This window comes from Pseudobacter sp. (genome assembly GCF_051955275.1).
GTDB lineage: Bacteria > Bacteroidota > Bacteroidia > Chitinophagales > Chitinophagaceae > Pseudobacter.
In genome coordinates this window covers 16,851-35,218 of the sequence record NZ_JBQCGW010000126.1, presented here as the reverse complement: position 1 = coordinate 35,218, position 18,368 = coordinate 16,851, and the positions used below count along the sequence as shown (strand labels likewise).

At 49.9% G+C, this 18,368-nt stretch carries 10 protein-coding genes; 3 read left to right on the top strand and 7 right to left on the bottom strand.

Annotated features, from left to right (window positions below; genetic code table 11):
* Positions 1 to 169: 169 nt before the first annotated feature.
* The 7 genes from ACTHMC_RS10670 to ACTHMC_RS10640 all read right to left on the bottom strand — a co-directional run bounded on the left by ACTHMC_RS10670 (position 170) and on the right by ACTHMC_RS10640 (position 13,284).
* Positions 170 to 2,560: a TonB-dependent receptor domain-containing protein gene (locus ACTHMC_RS10670; protein WP_440413102.1), complete on the bottom strand. Its 2,391-nt coding sequence runs from the start codon at positions 2,558 to 2,560 to the stop codon at positions 170 to 172.
* A gap of 186 nt (positions 2,561 to 2,746) precedes the next feature.
* Entirely contained in the window at positions 2,747 to 3,856 is a 1,110-nt protein-coding gene (locus tag ACTHMC_RS10665) for an endo-1,4-beta-xylanase (protein ID WP_440413101.1), read from the bottom strand.
* Between the two features lie 8 nt (positions 3,857 to 3,864).
* Entirely contained in the window at positions 3,865 to 6,480 is a 2,616-nt protein-coding gene (locus tag ACTHMC_RS10660) for a glycoside hydrolase family 3 C-terminal domain-containing protein (RefSeq protein WP_440413100.1), read from the bottom strand.
* A gap of 4 nt (positions 6,481 to 6,484) precedes the next feature.
* Positions 6,485 to 7,549, bottom strand: coding sequence for a glycoside hydrolase family 43 protein (locus ACTHMC_RS10655; protein ID WP_440413099.1), 1,065 nt, complete (start codon positions 7,547 to 7,549; stop codon positions 6,485 to 6,487).
* A 12-nt stretch (positions 7,550 to 7,561) separates the two neighbouring features.
* Positions 7,562 to 10,102 (bottom strand): glycosyl hydrolase 115 family protein, encoded by a 2,541-nt coding sequence (locus ACTHMC_RS10650; RefSeq protein WP_440413098.1) that lies wholly within the window; start codon positions 10,100 to 10,102, stop codon positions 7,562 to 7,564.
* 22 nt (positions 10,103 to 10,124) lie between these two features.
* Positions 10,125 to 12,221 carry an alpha-glucuronidase family glycosyl hydrolase gene (locus ACTHMC_RS10645; RefSeq protein WP_440413097.1) on the bottom strand — a complete coding sequence of 699 codons (2,097 nt, stop codon included), beginning with the start codon at positions 12,219 to 12,221 and terminating at the stop codon, positions 10,125 to 10,127.
* Positions 12,222 to 12,255: 34 nt separating this feature from the next.
* The gene (locus ACTHMC_RS10640; protein ID WP_440413096.1) at positions 12,256 to 13,284 is read right to left on the bottom strand and encodes a LacI family DNA-binding transcriptional regulator; all 1,029 of its coding nucleotides are present in this window, start codon (positions 13,282 to 13,284) and stop codon (positions 12,256 to 12,258) included.
* Between the two features lie 539 nt (positions 13,285 to 13,823).
* Here ACTHMC_RS10640 and ACTHMC_RS10635 point away from each other — a divergent pair.
* Genes ACTHMC_RS10635 through ACTHMC_RS10625 form a run of 3 tightly spaced genes read left to right on the top strand, consistent with a single transcriptional unit; the run spans position 13,824 to position 18,363 of the window.
* Entirely contained in the window at positions 13,824 to 15,332 is a 1,509-nt protein-coding gene (locus ACTHMC_RS10635; protein WP_440413095.1) for a xylulokinase, read from the top strand.
* A 25-nt stretch (positions 15,333 to 15,357) separates the two neighbouring features.
* Positions 15,358 to 16,686 (top strand): xylose isomerase, encoded by a 1,329-nt coding sequence (gene xylA / locus ACTHMC_RS10630; RefSeq protein WP_440413094.1) that lies wholly within the window; start codon positions 15,358 to 15,360, stop codon positions 16,684 to 16,686.
* 45 nt (positions 16,687 to 16,731) lie between these two features.
* Complete coding sequence (locus tag ACTHMC_RS10625) at positions 16,732 to 18,363, top strand: sodium:solute symporter (protein ID WP_440413093.1); 1,632 nt, start codon at positions 16,732 to 16,734, stop codon at positions 18,361 to 18,363.
* Positions 18,364 to 18,368: the final 5 nt, after the last annotated feature.

Sequence of the window (18,368 nt, the reverse complement as noted above, 5' to 3'; positions counted from 1 at the left end):
TGTTTGTATTCGTTGTTCAACAATAAAACCATGCCAGGAGAGCGTAGGGATGCCGGTTAACAGGGTGATTGGCCAGCAGGAATAAATTTACTAAGAAATGTTGAATGAGGGATGGTATAAAAAAAGCCCGGCACCGGGCCGGGCTCGAGATATGTAGTAAGGGGGTAAGTCAGAACTTGAAAGTAACACTGCCGATAATGCTCCTCAGTTGCTGGGAGTTCATGGTGGTGTAACCGGTATAATATTCCTGGTTGGTCAGGTTATTGCATTTCAGGCCGAACCTCCATTTAGGTTGTTCGTAGTAAAGGGTAGCATCTACCAGGGTGAATTCAGGAAGCGTGAATACACCATTGGAAACGCTGTTCACAATGCGGTTGTCGCTCTGGTGCCTTACGCCGCCACCAATGCCGAACCCTTTCAATACCCCGGAAAAATTATAACTCACCCAGCTGTTGAAGGTATGGGGAGAACCGGCAACGTCCGGACGGCGGCCTTTCACATTCTCATCGGCTTCCAGGAATTTGGAATCGTTGTAAGCATATCCGAGAACCAGGTCGAGGCCCTTCAAAGGATGTGCGATCACTTCCGCTTCGATACCCTGGCTTCTTTGTGTGCCATCCTGGATGGAGAAATTTGGATGTTGAGGATCGGCGCGGAGCACATTCTTTACTTTGATATTGTAGTAGCTCACGGTGCTGCTCAGCTTGCCTCCAAGGATATCGAGTTTCACACCCCCTTCGAACTGTGCTGCTTCTTCAGGATCGAATCTTGCACCTGCAAAATCTTTTCCGGGTTTGTTGGTGAATCCATTCTGGTAGTTACCGAAGATGGATACCATATCAGGGATGGGCTGGATCACCAGGCCGAAACGTGGTGAGAAGAATGTTTGCGCATAACCATCCTTGTAACCTCCTACAGTAGGATCAAAGTTTCCTCTGAAGTCATAGCGGTCTACGCGTACTGCGGCAGATGCGATCACGTAATCAGTGATATTCACCACGTCGCCAACGTAGGCGCTATAGGTAGAAGCCTGGTACTGGTAAGGATAATACCATACTCTTGATTCATCCTGGAGAACGCTGTTGAGGTTATCCCTGTTGAAGTTTGCGTAGGTTGGGATGAAGCCGTTCTTGGGCACCATGTCGAAGTCGGCTCCGTAGAACATCTGGTCGGATTTCTGACTGAGATAGTCCAGGCCTGCGAGCACGCGGTGCCTTACGGATCCTGTTTTGAAATCACCCATGAAGTTCTGCTGCACTTCAAACACGTTCATATCGCTGTTGGCAGTGGCCTGTACGGCACGTACCATGGAATCAGCGCCAGGCCTGTTTGTGTTAGGAACCAGGTAGAAATAAGCAAAGGGACCATCGGAATTGTTGTAAGAACTGCTCACGTTGGTCTGAGAAGTCCATTCATTGGAGATCTTATAGGTCATCTGTCCGAAGAAGTTGGCCACTTTGGATTTCTGGAAGATATCATTGGAAGAATAAGATCTTTTGTAATCCAGTCCCAGTTCTTTGGGAGTATGTGCACCCAGAACGTCTGTAGGGAAATAGAAGAATACGAATGGCTCTGAGGCGTTGTTGGAGCTGTACAGTTCAGCATCGAAACTGAAGGTGAGTTTGTCGGATGCTTTGTAGGTAAGCGTGGGAGCAAAAACAAAACCTTTGTTGAAGCCGAAATCCCTGAAGCTTTTCTCAGAGTAGTAAGCTGCGTTGGTGCGGAGCAATACTTTCTTGTCTTTGTCCAGTGGCGTATTGAGGTCCACAGTTGCGCGGTTGAAACCATAGCTGCCCATGGAGTAAGAAACTTCGCCACCGAAATGGTCGTATGCTTTCTTGGTAACGCGGTTGATCAAACCTCCATAAGAGGAAAGCGTATTGCCGAAGAGGGTAGCGGAGGGGCCTTTCACTACTTCGATACGATCCACGTTAACGGCGTCAGCACGACTGGTTACATTACCGGCAATACCGTTTCTGAGCTGGCTCTGTACAATGAAGCCACGCATATTATAGTATGCGCCGCCATCACCACCGCGGCCGGTAGCCTGCCACATGGTTTGTACACCGGGAGCATTGTAGAGCGCCTGGTCTACAGAGAAGGCCATCTGCTGTTTCAGCAGGGTGCCGGTGATAGTGCTGTACACCTGTGCGTTCTCGGTATTCTTGAGGTTGATTTTGGCAACATAGTCGCTGGAGTTGCGCGTGAGTTTATTACCACTCACAATTACCGTTTCCAGGTCTTTGGTTGATAGCGTCAGTTGAATGGTTACATTCACCGTTTCTTTTTCTTTTACAGTCACTTCCTGCTGAACAGTTTCGTAACCTACGAGTGAGATCTCGATGGTGTAGTTGCCCGGAGCGATATTACGCAGGAAGAATACACCGTTCTCATCAGTTATGGCTGATCTTTTGGTTCCTTTGAAAGTAACGGTCACTGCTTCTGCAGGATTGCCTTCTGCGGTAGTTACTTTTCCTCTGATAATGCCTGTTTCTTCTGCAGCTGTTGCAATGAGCGTGCACAAGAACATCAGTGCCATCAGTACTGATCTTTTCATCATTGTTTTTTATGTTTTAAATCCTGGTCGGGTTACTGTGTAATGGTTGGCCGTTACGGATATGAAATGGAGGGTTGGGCCGTTTACGGCCGCAAAATTAAACGCGGGTAACCCGGTCTCATGTCGAGACCGGGAAATGGGTTTACGAAATCCGGAAAACTCAGGTTACTGCTGGCTTATAAGTCTTTGCTATGGAGTTTTAAAATCCACAACATCCCACCAGGCTTGCTTGCGTTGCAGGTTTGCATTGAACAACAGCGGATGATCCTTGCGGTTGCGCACCGGAAAATTATCCAGCCAGCTATACCTGTCAGAGATATTCCAGAAAGTAACACCTGTGATATGGCGTTTGTATTTCCGGAAGAGTTGAAATGCTTCTCTGTAACGCTGTTGCTGCAATTGTGCTTTTTGCGCTGAGAAGCTGGTGTCCGTATCAGAGGCCTGCCGTGCGCGTGCATCATGTTCTTTGGCATACACTGAAATGTCCAGTTCAGTGATCTGGAGTTTGAGGCCTGTCAGGGAGAATTCACGAAGGGTACTGTCGAGCTGCCCATAGCTGGGTTCATTCACTGCCCAGTGGGCCTGTAGTCCGATACCGTGAATGGGTACGCCTTTGCTTTTAAGACTGTTCACCAGCCTGATGATCTTTGCGCGTTTGAGTGGGCTGATCTCGTTGTAATCATTGTAGAAGAGCAGTGCATCAGGATCGGCTTCATGAGCATAGCGGAAAGCCGCTTCAATATATTCTTCACCGCAGATACGGAACCAGGGAGAGTTCCGGAGATATTCTCCCGGCTTGTCACTGATGGCTTCGTTCACCACATCCCAGGCATAGATGGTGCCTTTATAGCGACTGACAACGGCTGTGATATGTTCTTTCAATCTTTTCAGTAATTCTTCCCGGCTGACCTGTTGTTTCGATGAATCAACGAATAACCAGTCTGGAGTTTGCTGATGCCAGCATAAAGTATGCCCCCTCAGTTTCAGCTGATGCCTTTGAGCAAATGCGGCAATGCTATCTGCGTCTCGCCAGTTGTAGCGGTCCATGGCCGGATGGATTGGTGCCATTTTCATGGCATTCTCAGCAGTCAGACTGTTGAATTCGCGCAGCACCAGTGCTGCTTCATCCGTTTTCAACGCACGGGGAGAAACGGCTACTCCTACAGGAAAATAATCCCTGTAATGATCTTTCAATCCTTTGTCTGAAGCGGCCTGTGATCTGGTGCTGCTGCATTGCCAGGAGCATGCAATGGCCAGGCCGGCCATTGCTGCTAAACCAAATAAGTTGAAGGATCGCATATGATTGCTTATTGAATGCTTACCTGTTTGATGATTACATTACTGGTAGTCTTGTTAGTTACATTGGGCTGACCGCCTCCAACGCTGATAGATATGCGCTCAGTGGGTTGCACCAGTTTACCATCTTTATTCACTACGGATAATGTTTCCGGACTGAGCACGAACTGGATATTCCGGCTTTCACCTGCTTTCAGTGACAGGCGCTGGAATCCTTTGAGGGCGCGTATAGGGGAGGATTCTTTCTTACCTGTATGGGATATATAGACCTGAACAACTTCTTCTCCGTCGCGCAGGCTTTTGTTGGTCACGCGCACCTTGAGAGTGATAGGTTTTCCTTTACCGGCTGTTGCAGGCAGGTTCAGTGCATCATAATTGAACCTGGAATAACTGAGGCCGTATCCGAATGGATAAAGGGCTTTCCCGTTGAAGTAGCGGTAGGTCCTGCCTTTCATTTCATAGCTGTTGAAATCAGGAAGGTCTTTATCGCTGGCATAGAAAGTCACCGGCAGTCTTCCTGCTGGATTGTAATCTCCAAAAAGCACATCAGCAACAGCAGTGCCTGCATGTTGGCCGCCATACCAGGTATTGAGGATGGCAGGAATATGCTGCTCTTCCCAGGGAATGGCAATGGCGCTGCCCGTCATCATGATGAACACAACAGGTTTGCCGGTAGACTGCAAAGCCTGCATATATTTTGTTTGAACGGCAGGCAGCATGATGGAAGTTCGGTCTCCGCCATTGAAGCCAGGATAGTTCACATTCATTTCTTCTCCTTCCAGCTGCGGAGAGATGCCACCGGCAAAGAGGATCACATCAGCATCCTTTACTTTTTCTTTCAGTGCATCGATATTGGTCCTGCCCGTTTTGCCAGCTCTAAAACGGATGGAGGCATTGCCCTCACCCTGCCAGAACTCCACCCGGATATGGTATTCCTTTCCTTTTTCTGTATGCAGCGAGAGTTTTTTAGCACCCCAGCGATTATGTTTCCAGGCATCCAGCCGCAGTTCATCATTTATGAATACACGATATCCTTCATCTGCATCCGCTTCAAAGTTCAGGGTCTCCGTTTCACGCGCGGTGTACACAGTAGTGTATCGTGCAGAGAAATGGATGGTATTGATGCCGGCTGCAGGTGTCTGCCCTTCGGGCCAGTAATGATCGATATCTGTTTCGGTGATGGTGAGATCTGGATTGCCCTTCATCTCTTCATTGTTCCAGTATTCAGCTTTCACGCCTTTGGCGCCATCGATCTTATAAAACGGACTGAGGTCTTCATATACGAGCAGTGAGTCGTCCGTGAAGTTGACAGCCTTTTCATAAATGATCTCCACATTATTGCCCAGCTTGTGTTGCAGACCTTTCAGAACCGTTACTATCTCGGATGGCATGCCATTGTAATTGCCGAGCACGGAAATCCTGTTATCGGCATTGGGGCCGATGAGTGCGATCTTCCTGATACTTTTTTTCAGTGGCAGGAGGTTATTGCTGTTCTTGAGCAGCACAATGGATTGCTGTGCCATTTTGAGTGAATGGTCAGTATGTGCTTTACTTTCAAGCTGGTCTTCCCCGATCTGAGTGTAGGGTACCATGCTGGCCGGATCAAACTGGCCCAGTCTGTAACGGATAGTGAATAATCTCTCGAGTGAAATATCCAGCTGTTTTTCCGTAATGCGATTTTGTTTGACGGCATCCACCAGTGTTTTATATACGGATACTCCACATTCCACGTCGGTGCCGTGTAATACGGCATCAGCAGCAGATTCCAGGGCATCCGGATGCGTTTTATGGTATTTGAAGAAATCATCGATCGCCCAGCAGTCACTGGTCACATATCCGGTGAAATTCCATTGTTTACGGAGGATATCATTCATCAGCAGGTCGCTGGCGCAGCAGGGCTGTGCACGGAAAGCGTTGTAGGCGCACATTACACCGGCCACTTTTGCATTGGTCACCAGTTCACGGAATGCCGGCAGGTAAGTGTCCCAGAGATCGTAGGCGCTTACGTCTGCATTGAAGGAGTGCCGGCTGGGCTCGGGACCGCTATGAACCGCGTAGTGTTTGGCGCAGGCGGCCGCCTGTAAATATTTTGGATGGTCTCCTTGTAACCCACGCACGAAGGCGCTTCCAAGAGACGCCGTGAGAAATGGATCTTCTCCGTATGTTTCCTGACCGCGGCCCCAGCGGGGATCACGGAAGATATTGATATTGGGCGTCCAGTAGGTGAGCCCTAAATAGCGCTCCCTGGTGCGGTTCTGTTTGATGGCGATATTGTTGATGGCCCTGCCTTCGGTAGCAGAGTAACGTGCCATGGTATGGAGCGATGCTGTATCCCAGGTGGCGGCCATGCCGATAGCCTGCGGGAATACTGTTACCTTAAAAGGTGTTCTGGCAACTCCATGCAACACTTCGTTCCACCAGTCGTATGCGGGAATGCCGAGGCGGTCTACTGATGGTGCGGCGTTGAGCATCTGTGCAACCTTCTCTTCCAGCGTCAGCCGGCTGATGAGGTCACGCACACGTTGTTCAACAGGCAGCTGGTGATTCCACATGGGATAGCTGCGGTAGTCCTGTGCCTGCAGTTGGGAAGTAAAGAAGAGGAAAAGGATGGCGGCAATCTTATTCATTGGATCAGTTTTTATATGCGTTTATTTTTTTAATGGTGCCATCTTCATTATAGTAGAGCTCGGTCACCTTCACATTGCGCAGATGGGTCTTTCCGGAGATCTGCACATCATGATAGAACAGGTACCACTGTCCGTTGAAGAGCACTATGGAATGGTGGTTGGTCCAGCCTTCCACGGGTTCCAGCAATACGCCTTTATAGGTGAACGGACCATAAGGATTATCGCCGGTGGCATAACAGATATTATGTGTGTCCCCGGTACTGTAGGAGAAATAATATTTACCGTTATAGTAATGTACCCAGGCAGCTTCAAAAAAACGTTTGCCGTTATTGTCTTCCATGAAGGGCTTGCCTTGTTCATCCAGGAGCTGCACTTCACGCACGGGCTCAGCAAATGATTTCATATCGGCACTGAGTTTGGCAACCCGGGGCAGCAGGGCTGTGTCGCCTGGTTTGGGATTAGGGGCTGTGCTATCGTATATGCCGTTCTTCCAGCGTTGCAATTGCCCGCCCCAGATACCTCCGAAGTACATATAATGATCACCGTTAGCATCACGGAATACGCAGGGATCGATGCTGTAGCTGCCGGGAATGGGTGCTGGCTCAGGCTTGAACGGACCCTGTGGTTTTTTACTGCTGGCTACGCCGATACGGAAAATATCCTGTTTGTCTTTCAAAGGAAAGTAGAGATAGTACATGCCATCTTTATAAGCAGCATCCGGCGCCCAGAGCTGGCGGCCGGCCCAGGGAATATCTTTCACTGAGAGCGCCACTCCATGATCTTTCACTTTGCCTTCCACATCCGACATGGAATAGATCCGGTAATCCTTCATGTCGAAATGATCCCCGTTATCATTTTCTTTTACACCTGCTTCGATATCATGGGAGGGATAAAGGAAGATCCTTCCTCTGAATACATGCGCAGATGGGTCTGCTGTGAATCTTTTGGTGATCAGTGGCTGGGAGACGGGCTCCTTTTTCAATGTGCCACGTTGTGCCTGGGCGGCAGGTGCTGAAACACAGGCTGCAAGCACTGTGGCAAAGGAAAGGCAGAAAATATTCATTTGCATCGTTACTGTTTTTTAGCGTTTTAGTGTTTCAGGAAAACCAAGATAACCGGGAACTGCATTGCCGGAATATAATTCCAGTTTCTGCAAAACCACCGCAGGGTCCACCATCCAGAAATGAAGGGTATGCCTGCCCGGTTGACCGATATATCTTTTGGTTGATCTGATAATGATATTGTTGGCTACCCAGTTATTCCAGTTTTTTGGGTTATTGTCATTTTTGTTCAGTGAGATCAGTTCCGGTATTTCTTCATCGATGGAGATGGCAAACTGCAGGCCTTCAGCATCATGATAGATGTTGAGCGTGGGAGAGCAGTAAACAGCAAGATCGAAGCTGTCCGCCTTGCTGATATAGAAATCATAACTGAGTCTGGGGGAATTGTTGCCGGGCTGCTGCCTGGGGGCCGTCACTGGAAAAGCGGTGATGGCATCGCCGGTGCGGCCATGGTCAGGGAGAATGGTCCAGCTGATACCATTGCTGTTGACGGCGCTTGTATAATGTGCAGCGCTCATGCTCACGTAATCGGAGAACTGGAAGAAACAATTGTCTTTTCTTTCCCTGGGAATCATGCTGGCTGCGGAATAGCCGATAGTGTCAATGGGTTCACCGGGCAGAGCATCTGCTGTGTTGAGGTAACCAACCAAGGGCATTTTGTTGGCGAGAGGCTGCTGCCAGTTGGTATAACCGATATGTGTCTGGCTCATCATATGGTTCCACTTGCCATTGTTGAGCTGGTGATACTGAACGGAGATCAGGGAATCTGTTTCATATTTAAGTTTCACGCTGTCTGCATATTGGTTTGCCTGTTTCCATTTTCTCGACAGGGCATTTTGGTTGAGCGCAGTATAATAATACATTTCATAGAGATTATTCACCGCCAGTACAGGATGATGAACCAACTGGAAATATGCGTTATGATAGTCTGCTGGAATTTTAGTGGCAATATCATCTGCCAGTTCCCGCAGTTGCTGCGTTTCATCCACTATGGATTTCCATTCCCTGAAAAGAGAATAGGTCTGGGCATTTAACAGCTCCGGTTTGCAACGGCCGAGGACCTTTGCATAACCTGCGAGCAGCTGTGCAATATCTTTTTTGTATGTATCCCCGAACTGTTGTGCGGCCCATTGCGCTGTATAATCCTGGATGGCTGAAGCACTGATCCGGGTTGGGTTCCAGGCATAATCCAGGAAAAAGGAAATGGGCAGTTCCATGGGTTTGAGATCACCCACGTTCACGATCCAGATCTGTTTTACATCATGTTCCCAGGCCAGGTGCATCTGCTCCCAAACGCGGGGGAGTGGATTGGTATTGATCCATTTGTAATTGCGGGGACCGCCCACATAATCGAAATGATAGTAGATGCCATAACCTCCTTTGCGTGGCTGGCTGCCCGGACGCGGAAGTCTCCGGATATTGCCCCAGTTGTCATCGCAGAGCAGCAGGGTAACGTCGTCGGGTACCCGCATTCCTTTATCATAGTAGTCCTGCACTTCTTTATAGAGCGCCCAGAGTTGTGGTGTCTGATTGGCTTTTTTGCCGGTCACTTCTTCAATGATCGTACGCTGGTCTGCTATAATGCGCTCCAGCAGGCTGGTGGCGGTCTCCTGGCTCATGGGCTCATCACCGTCGCCACGCATGCCCAGCGTGACCAGCTTTTCATTGGAGGCGCGTTGCAGGCCTGTTCGCCAGAAATCACGTAAAGCAACAGCGCTGCTGTCGTAGTTCCAGAGCCTGCCCTGTCCATATCGTCTCCACTCGTCGTGTGCGCGCATCAGCGGTTCATGATGACTGGTACCGATCACGATGGCATACTGTTCTGCCATTTTGATATTTAGACTGTCGTCATCATAAAATGCATTGCCCCACATGGCCGGCCAGATATAGTTTGCTTTGAGGCGAAGCATCAGCTCAAAGACCTTTTCATAGAAACCATAACGGAAACCACCGAAATGCATGCGGCTCCAGTTGCTGAGTGCAGGTGCTTCATCGTTCAGAAAAATGCCGCGGTACTTCACCAGTGGGCTGTCTATGATGCTGATATTTCTGTTGATATGTATTTCTTTCTTCTTAACCACCGGTACATCGGCCCACCAGTACCAGGGAGATACGCCGATATGTTTGCTGAATTCCAGTACACCGAATGCCGTGCCTCTGGCATCGCTGCCGGTGATCACAAGAGTATTGGTGTTGGAAAGATTACTGATGTGAAAAGCTTCCCAGCGATTATCTACAGCGGAAAGGGAAAGTTTCTTTTGTGCAGCCAGCTTTCTGATGATGGCGGATTTGTCCGCACTGCCAATAATGATCAGGGGCTTACCGGTTGCAGTATGTGTAAGAGGCGGCTTTTTTCCTGTGACGAGTTGAATATCGTCCTGTAATAATTGAGCGGCCTTCTGAACTACCGGGTGATCCTTTTTTTCCACATAGATGCTCGCGTTTTTCAGGCTGAAAGTAGTTGCACCTGGGTTTGCCGCTACAATGGACTGTGTGTGTCCCGGGCTGAAAATAAGCACCAGTGCGGCAGAGAGAATGATATGTGAAATAAGTAGCTTCAAAATGACTGAATTAGATCATTGCTCAATACGTCAACTGAAAGTGAAGGTTCTTGTAATACTCCAATGAATGTGCTGGTTTTTCATAACCCGTGGGAAATGGTTTCCGGCTGAAAGTCTGAAAATAAAGCAGGCAGGCATCGCGCCACCAGGCTGCTTCGGAAGCCTGTATAGCCAGCATCTGCTGTACATGCCGGAATCTTTCGGTATCCACGAAGCGTTGCAGTGCATTCCACTGCTGTTGCATCTGCCGCACAGAATCTGTAGCGGAATGATAACGGTAGCAAAGTTCGTCCCATAAGTTCCTGCCGGATTGCATGCGGTGGTCCCAACTGGCATGGTGGAACCAGAGCAGGTAATCATCAGGACAGGTATTGATATTCTCAAACTGCTGACGTACCGGTGCTGCGTATTGTGATAATGCATTACTGCCAGTGCTGGTCCTGTTGAAACCTATACCAACACTGTCTGCCTTGTGATAGTACACGGGATTCCAGTCCGGCCGGCCAAGGGTATTGCCCCAGGGCATCGGTCCGTAATGATGGCCGTTATACATGATATGCGTAAGGCCCAGTGGTGTCATGTAATTCACCATCAGTTCGCGCGAGCGCATCATAATATGGAGTACGGGTTTCACAAAGGCCGGATCATTGGTGAAGGTCTGCCTGATCCACTCTGTGGCAATGGCTTCGCTGCTGAGCTGATGATCCCAGCTGAGACGGCCGAAAGCATACCAGTTGCTCTGTGCAAAGAGATGGCCGCACCAGTTCATATCGTTGCCGATATTGGCTACAGCGGCAAACCCGCTGAGGGTGCTGCTTACAGGAGATCCTTTCCCTTTAGTGTATGTGTCTGCATCCAGTACTTCTTTGAATAAGGGGGCTTCATACACCAGGTGGGTGCTTTGTCCAAGATATTCCTGTGTGAGCTGGAACTCCATCATCATGGGAGTGCCTGGCATGGCTCCGAAGAGGGGGGAGAAGGGCTCGCGGGGTTGAAAATCGATAGGTCCGTTCTTCACCTGTACCAGTACATTGGAGCTGAATTTATTGTCGAGTGGCTTGAACTCTTCATAAGCCTGTTTGAAACGGTCGTCCGATGTATGACTGTATACAAAGGCCCGCCACATCACGATGCCTTTATGTGGTGCTATTGCTTCTGCCAGCATATTGGCGCCATCGGCATGGTTGCGGTCATAATCCTGCGGCCCGGGTTGCCCTTCGCTATTGGCTTTCACCAGGAAGCCGCCGAAATCCGGAATGAGTTGATAAATGGAATCCACTTTCTGTTTCCACCAGTTTCTGACTGTGGGATCCAGCGGGTCAGCAGTTTTCAGGCCGCCATTTTCTATCGGTGCGCTGAAGCGGGCCGTGAGATAGGTTTTTATGCCGTAAATACGGAACACATCTGCCAGGGCTTTTACTTTCAGCAGGTATTCCTGGGTTAAGATCAGCGCATTGGCGTTCACGTTAGTTAGCACCGTTCCGTTGATGCCGATACTGGCATTGGCGCGCGCGTAATCGATGATCCGCTGGTCTACATAACCCGGCAGATTGTTCCACTGCCAGAGGGAGAAGCCTGCATAACCTCTTTCGATAGTCCGATTGAGATTGTCCCAGTGATTGAGTAAGCGCAATGGACTGCGTGGTACGGAAAGTAAATCGAGTGAGTGGACGGGTTGCGCTGTCTGCACCAGTCTTAATAAATGAAATACTCCGTAAAGTATTGCCTGATCTGTGTTTCCGGAAATGAGCGTTTTTTTGCTGCCATTGATGGTGGTGGTATAAATAATGTAACCTTCCCTGCCTGCTTTTGCAAGTTTTTCTTTAATGGCGGGAGTGATAGAGGGAATATTTTCGGGCCTGGCCAATACAACTGACCCGTTGCTGCCAAGCGGGAGGGAGATGCCGAGCAGGCCTTTCAATCCATTTTTCAATTCTGTGCTGGCTGCTGTGAGCGTAGGGGATGTTCCGTAGACTTGCAGGGAACGCAATACCTGTTTGCATTGCGTTGCATACGGCGCATTGGATACAGGCTGGTAGCGGAGCCAGAGCTCATAACCGGTTTCTGCCTGGCAGCAGACAGCGGAGAAAATGGCGAGGATAAAAGCAAATCGTTTCATAAGCAGCAGTCGGTTCGGAGTTTATGACCTTGTTTTAGGTTCGTCTCACAGAGGATTGCCGGATGATCAGTTCAGATCGCACCACAATGGTTTGCGTATGCCGGATATCCGAATGCCCCTGCAGGTGATTGATGAGATTGCGTGCAGCGATCTCACCCATATCGATGCCAGGGTAATGAATAGTTGTCAATCGCGGTTCCACGATCTTGCCAATCGCATCGTTATTGAAACCCACGATAGCAATATCCTGCGGAATGCGGATGCCTTTCTCCTTCAGTGTTTGCATACACACTGCCGCGGAGAAGTCGTTAGTGATGAAAACCCCGTCGGGCATGGGTTTCATCTTCAGGATCTGCATGGCTGCTTCCACGCCGCACTGTTCACTGAGGTCTTTGATGAGCACATGCTCTTTGTTGTATGTGATGCCATTATCATAGAGGGCGTCTGAGTATCCCTTATGGCGCTGGGCGTACACGTTCCTTTTCAGGTTGGCGGTAACCAGTACGATATTCCTGCATCCCTGCTGGATCAGGTGTTCCGTGGCCTGGTAACCGCACTTGTAATTATCGATGATCACCTTGGTGCTTTCACTGTTCTCTTCCACCCGGTCGAAAAAGATCACGGGGATATTCTTTTCCTCGAATGGTTTGAAATGGTCCAGCCCTTCGGTATCGAAAGAAAGGGAGGCGATGAGTCCGTCCACGCGTTTGTGGAAAAAGTTCATGGCGTTGGCCGCTTCTTTCTTATAGCTTTCTGATGAGTGGGCGATGAGGAGGTCGTACCCTGCTTCGGTGGTCACCTGTTCGATGCCTGCCAGTACGGAAGTGATGAAGTTTGAATTGAGCTCATGAACCATCACGCCGATGGTCATTGTCTTCTGCTGGCGGAGGTTGCTGGCAAAGGTGTTTGCGCGGTAGCCCATTTCTTTGGCGGCCTGTTGCACCTTCCTGCGAGTATGTTTATTGATGGCAGGATGATCCTTCAGGGCCCGGCTCACGGTGGTGGAGCTCAGTTCCAGTTTCTGGGCAATATCATAGATGGTAACGTCTTTTTTGGCTTTCATGTTGCAATCGGTTGCATAAAAATCAATAAAAAAAATTGAATTGCAAAGATTTCTTTTTTTTCTGAACAGTCATTGGCTGGGATCCAGCAGCTGCGCCATTTGCAAGGATACCGGATGTTTGCACAGCTATCGCCCATGGAACCAGTTCCATGGTTAGCCCGGCGGGGGAACCCGGTTACGGAACCCGCTTCGTTCAATGCAGGTTGCAAAGCCCGGCAACCTGGCTGTGGTGGCAGTTTTAAGAGACGGCATCCGTTGCAGCTCCCATTCTGGCAATTAAATTACAGGAATTCTTTTAAAAAAATTGCAATCGGTTGCAATTTTTCAAAAAGAATCCTATATTCGTTTTGCGATGTAATTGAACGATTGCTTTCAGGGGCCAGGCCCGCTTCGCCACCAAATTGCTGTATGAAGAAAATGACCTCCATATTGCCTGACCTCGTCAGGATCACTTTTTCAAACACTACGGTCCGGGAAACTTACCTGTCAGTTTTCATCGCTTCCCCAATACAAAACAAACTAAATCATTACCTGAACACATGCTCCTCCTCGGAATAGACACGGGTACATCCTCTATCAAAGTATCGGTAGTAGATGCTGTTACCCAGCGTTTGCTGGCAAGCGCGCAGTACCCGGAAACGGAAGCTGATATCATTTCCCTTCACCCCGGCTGGGCTGAACAAAGCCCGGACCAGTGGTGGGAAAATATCAAACAGGCCATCCTTAAATGCCATGCAACCGGCCTCTATGATCCGAAAGATATATCCGCCATCGGCATCGCCTACCAGATGCACGGTCTGGTACTGGTAGACGCCAATCAGCATGTGCTGCGCAATGCTATTATATGGTGCGACAGCCGCGCTGTTGAAACTGGTGAAGCCGCATTCAAAGCCATCGGTGAAGCGCATTGCTTATCGCACCTGCTTAACTCCCCCGGTAATTTCACGGCAGCCAAACTCGCCTGGGTAAAACATAATGAACCGGAGCTCTACAGCAGGATCCGCCATGTGATGCTGCCCGGAGACTTCGTGAGCATGAAGCTTACCGGTGAGATCAATACCACTGTTTCAGCACTCAGCGAGGGCATCTTCTGGGATTTCAAAACAAATTCGCTGTCGGAAGATGTACTGAACTATTTCGGATTCGACAGGTCCATGTTCCCGGAGATCCATCCCGTATTCGCTCCGCATGGCCAGCTGAAAGCAGCGGTGGCAGACAGGCTTGGCCTTCGGTCAGGCATCACCGTTGGTTATAAGTCGGGCGACCAGCCGAACAATGCCCTTTCCCTAAACGTGCTTCACCCCGGTGAAGTGGCCACCACGGCCGGAACTTCCGGCGTGATCTACGGTGTAAGCAACCAGCTTACCTATGATCAGCAGAGCCGTATCAACAGCTTCGCACATGTGAATCACCAGATCCCGAAATCCATGGGAGGTGAAACGGATCAGGATACCCGCACCGGCATTCTGCTCTGCATCAATGGCGTGGGCATCTTCAATAAATGGATCAGGAATATCGCAGGCAGCAATCTCAGTTATGCGGCACTCAATGATGCAGCAGCCGGTGTTCCGGAAGGTGCGGAGGGATTGATCGCCCTGCCATTCGGCAATGGCGCCGAGCGTATGCTTAACAACCGCACCATCGGAGGCCACCTGCTCAACCTGGATTTCAACCAGCACACTGCTGCCCATACCATCAGGGCCGTGCAGGAAGGCATCGCTTTCTCTTTCCGTTACGGACTGGATATCATGCGCGCCAACGGCATCCATCCTACTGTTGTCCGTGCAGGAAAAAGCAATCTCTTCCTCAGTGAAGTGTTCACCGATGCATTTGTGGAAACCAACCAGGTGGAAGTGGAATTCTATGAGGGTGATGGAAGTTTCGGAGCTGCCATCGGCGCCGGAATTGGTGCAGGAATTTACCCGGACCTGGCAAGCGCGTCCGGAAAACGGCACCCCATCAGCATTACAAGTCCATCCGGCCTGAGCCACTACGAGCCTTTGTACCAGCGATGGAAAGCAGCTTTGGAAGAAAAACTCAATCATTAAATACAGATCTAAAACAATAATCACTATGGATATCGTGAAAGGAAAGAAAGAATATTTCAGTGGTATCGGTTCCATCCGGTACGAAGGTGTTGACACTGACAACCCGCTGGCATTCCGCTGGTACGATGAGAATAAAAAAGTTGCCGGAAAGTCTATGAAAGAATGGCTGCGCTTTGCCTGTGCCTACTGGCATAGCTTCTGCGGCAGTGGCGCAGATCCCTTTGGTGAGCCAACGCATATTTTTCCCTGGGACAGTAACCCTGATCCCATTGCCAAAGCAAAGGAGAAAGCAGATGCGGCTTTTGAATTCATGACCAAACTCGGACTGCCCTTCTATTGCTTTCACGATGTGGATGTAGTGGACTATACCAATGATGTGGCCGATAATGAAAGGAGATTACAGGCCCTTACTGCTTACCTGAAAGAAAAGCAGGACGCCAGCGGCATTCAGCTGCTCTGGGGTACGGCCAACCTTTTCTCCAACAGGAGGTATATGAACGGCGCTTCCACCAATCCTGATTTCCATGTGCTGGCCCATGGCGGTGCGCAGGTGAAAGCCGCGCTGGACGCTACCATTGCGTTAGGTGGGCAGAACTACGTTTTCTGGGGAGGCCGGGAAGGATACATGAGCCTGCTCAACACGGATATGAAACGGGAGAAAGATCACCTCGCCAGGTTCCTGCATACCGCTAAGGACTATGCGAGAAAGCAAGGCTTCAAGGGCACTTTCTTTATCGAGCCAAAACCCTGTGAGCCCAGCAAGCACCAGTATGATTACGACAGTGAGACGGTGATCGGTTTCCTCCGTCAGTACAACCTGCTGAATGATTTCAAACTGAATATAGAAGTGAACCATGCCACCCTCGCCGGCCACACATTCCAGCATGAGCTGCAGGTGGCTGCCGACGTGGGTCTGCTGGGATCCATCGATGCCAACCGCGGAGATTACCAGAACGGATGGGATACTGACCAGTTCCCCAATAACCTCAATGAACTGGCTGAAGCCATGCTGGTGATCGTTGAAGCCAATGGTTTTGGCGGCGGCGGTATCAACTTCGATGCAAAGATCCGCAGGAACAGCACAGACGCTGAAGACCTGTTCCATGCGCATATCGGTGGAATGGATACGTTCGCACGCGCCTTGCTGATCGCGGAAGCCGTGCTCACAAAATCAGATTACAAAAAGATCCGCGCCAACCGTTATGCATCCTTCGATGCCGGAAAGGGCAAAGCCTTTGAGGAAGGAAAGCTCACGCTGGAAGACCTGCGCAATTATGCAGCAGAGAACGGCGAGCCCGCTGTGATCAGCGGTAAGCAGGAATACCTCGAAAACCTGATCAACAGATTTATCTGATCATAGTATAATTTTTAATAAACCCTTTCCACAAAACACTGCCATATGGAATTTTTAGGACTCGTCGACTGGATCTTCGTGATCGTTTACCTCCTGGTGATTGCGGGCATCTCTATCTGGTCTATCCGTAAAAGCAAGGAATCTGCTTCCGATTATTTTCTGGCCAACCGTAACCTCGGCTGGTTTGTGATCGGCGCCAGCATCCTGGCTTCCAATGTAGGATCAGAGCATATTGTAGGCCTTGCCGGTTCTGCCGCCAAATCGGGCACCGTGCTTGGTCACTATGAGCTGCACAGTTATATAGTGCTCATCCTCGGATGGGTATTTGTGCCCTTCTACATGCGCAGCATGGTGTACACCATGCCTGAATTCCTGGAACGCAGGTTCAACCCGCAGTCCAGGCGATTGCTCAGCATCATTCAGCTCCTCAGTTATGTGATCACAAAAGCATCCGTGACCATCTTCGCCGGAGCCCTGGTTTTCAACCAGTTCCTGGGTGTGGATTTCTGGACGGGCGCTATTATTCTGGTTGTGGTAACCGGTGTGTACACCATCTTTGGTGGGCTGCATGCAGTGATGTACACGGAGGCCATTCAGGCCATCGTACTGCTGGTCGGTTCGCTGGTGTTGATGGTCTTCGGTCTGAAAGAAGTAGGTGGATGGGACGCATTGATCTCGGCACTGCCCAAAGAAAAACTCAATATGTTCCCGCCCATGGATGATCCTGAATATCCCTGGCTGGGGATCCTCATCGCATCACCGATCGTGGGCCTCTGGTACTGGTGTACGGACCAGCATATCGTACAACGCTGTCTGGCTGCGCGCAACGAACAGCAGGCGAGACGTGGCGCTATCTTCGCCGCCTATCTCAAACTGATGCCTTTTTTCATCTTCCTCATTCCAGGTCTGATCGCTTACGTGCTCCATTCACAGGGCAAGCTGCAGCTGGATGATAACAATGCAGCCTTCCCCGCCATGGTGAAACATATCATGCCGGTTGGATTGAGAGGATTGCTGGCAGGTGGATTGCTGGCGGCACTGATGAGCTCCCTCGCCTCCGTATACAATGCCTGTTCCACTTTGTACACCATGGATATCTACCAGAAGCAGCACCCCGAAGCTTCAGAGAAGCAACTGGTGAAAGTGGGCCGCATTGCTACCGGAGTGGTGGTGATCCTGGGCATGCTCTGGATCCCGCTCATGGGAAGGATCTCCAGTGGCTTGTATGATTACCTGCAAAGCGTGCAGAGTTACCTGGCGCCTCCGATCGCAGCCGTGTTCTTACTGGGTGTATTCTTCAAGCGGTTGAATGCAAAAGGCGCGTACACAGCCATGGTAGTGGGTTTCATCATCGGCATACTCAAGCTCACGTTGCAGATGTTCCAGACGGAACTTCCTGTTGGAGGACTGCTGCATAGTTTTGCAACCATCAATTTCCTTTTCTTCTGTATCTATCTCTTCCTGTTCAGCATCGCCGTTATGGTGATTGTAAGCCTGCTCACTCCCAAACCGGACGAAGCGCATATCCGTGGGCTCACCTTTGCTACCACGGTGGCGGAAGACAAAGCCGCCAGCCGCGCCAGCTGGAACAAGTGGGATGTGATACTGAGTTTGATAGTGGTGTTTATCATTGTTGGAATATTCGTATACTTCTCACCGCTAGGTGTGGCAAAATAAAGAGA